We start from the raw sequence: 1,947 nt of genomic DNA, 5'->3' as shown, positions 1-1,947 counted from the left end.
GTATCAACAGGCATAGCCCCCGCTTTTATTGCCGCTTGTTCTGCATGATTTCTAAACCCTTGTACTTTTGAATTAAGATGGCCGTTCCATTTTTTCTCTTTTTCTTCCGCCGACATATTTTCTGGCAGTTGACTCATAAACGCGTCTTTATGATCTGCCTCATATCCCTTTTGGAATGCGTTAGTCGCAGCATTTACTAGATCTCTAGCGTTTCCATATGGTGTAGCGTTTTTCTTCATACTTTGTAAATCTTGGTTACGCTGATTTTTGAAATGAGACATTTGATCACTATTGGTTTTCGCTACTTTCTTAGCAATTTCTGCATCGGAAGCACCAGGAAATGCTTGTTTTAATCGACTCGTAACTGCTGAATCAGGATTATCCGCTTTCCAAGATTCAAAATCTTTTGTAGCTAAATCCTGTGCAATATCTTCATCCGTTAGTTCTGGATAAGATTCACTATTTAACCCATTATAAGTATCTGTACCCTTCTTCACACTTGAACCAATATGTTTCCCTAACGCTACAGCTCCTTCGCCTACTGCACCAGCAGTTCTTCCAGCAACCGCACCAGTAATTTCACCCGCTTTACTACCGACCATTGTCCCTATTGCCATTCCTTCTGGTCCAAGCCCTGATCCTGCGGCCATACCCGCAAGTCCCGTTGCCGCTTTACCAATTGAACTTCCAATTTGCCCTGCTTTTAACATACGAGCTGCACGAGATGTTGTACCAATATCTGTTCCTAAATTCGCTCCCAATGCATTTTTGGGATTGTCAGCATCTTCTTTTGTCTCTTCTTTATTCCCTTTATCATTAGGTTTCGCTTTCGAATTACGGTAGTCATCACGAACACCTTTAACCAGCCCAGCCACACTTGCTAAGGCCCCCATACCCATCATCGTACCCGCTTTATGAATACCACCTGATGCATTGGTACTAAGACCAATAAAACTTTTCACAATCTCACCTATTGGGATAAACATAGCAAGTAACATTAATTTGAGTAACGGACTATTTGCTGCTCCAATTAAAGAAATAATGAGCCATAAAGTAATTGCATGAATCGCTTGTATGAACACTGCCCCCATAAATTCACGTATCCAATATAATGTCTGTTGTTTCTTTTGTGGGAACAGCCACATACCTACCATTAAAGGACCCATTAACATTAAGACATATAGTGACACCGCACGCATTAAATAGTAAAAGTTTGCCCAGATGATGAGACCAGCCTCTATAAACAAACCAAATATAATAAACATATAGTCGTTTTCATGACCTTTCAGACTCAGCTCAGTAATTGTAAGTCCAGCCCCACCAAATCCAGGCTGTAGAAATTTAGTACCCTTATCCGGGTCAAAATTCCCACCACTTACTCCATTGATAGCGTCTCTGAACTCTACTATTACCCACGAATTGATATCAAATATAAGAGTATAGAAGTAATCCAAATGCCAAAGACAAATCGAGATAATCATTAAATCTTTCGCATACTCTATTAATGCCGTTCGATTATTCGGATTAATAGCTGTCGCTGAATATTTTGCTGCTGTAATTACTACACTGATGAGGACACAAAAAGCAACAAGCTTAAACATGACAGGCATACCTGTGTCTAATACTTTGGTTAGAGAATCTCCCGAAAATAAGAAATCTAAATTTGTCCCTTTTCCTTCTGTCCCATTCCCCCCAAACACTAAGACTGGAAGAGGATCTAAAGTCGCATAAACCGGACCAAGAAAAGCCTTCACTAAAACAATAATTAGGCCTCCGACCCACTCTACTATTTTCTCAAGCATAATTTCACCTTCCTTTTCAAAGGTACGCTATTACCCTGCGTACCCTTGTACTTGCTTCATATTATTTAAAAGCTCTTGTAGTACTGCTTCATTCGATTCAATGAACATCATTTCTTTGTCTGATGGATCTGTTTGAATCCAAACC

At 39.9% G+C, this 1,947-nt stretch carries 2 pseudogenes; both read right to left on the bottom strand.

Features of this window, described 5'->3' with window-relative positions:
* Positions 1-1,802: pseudogene (locus MR155_RS30950) on the bottom strand (hypothetical protein); the annotation flags it as partial.
* Between the two features lie 30 nt (positions 1,803-1,832).
* Positions 1,833-1,947 (bottom strand): annotated as a pseudogene (locus tag MR155_RS30945) (conjugal transfer protein TraC); the annotation flags it as partial.

Origin of the sequence: Bacillus cereus group sp. BfR-BA-01331 (assembly GCF_022663915.1) — a bacterium.
In the GTDB taxonomy this organism is placed as follows: Bacteria; Bacillota; Bacilli; order Bacillales; family Bacillaceae_G; genus Bacillus_A; species Bacillus_A mycoides.
Note: the sequence above shows the minus strand (reverse complement) of the source record. Positions and strands in the feature narration are given on the sequence as shown.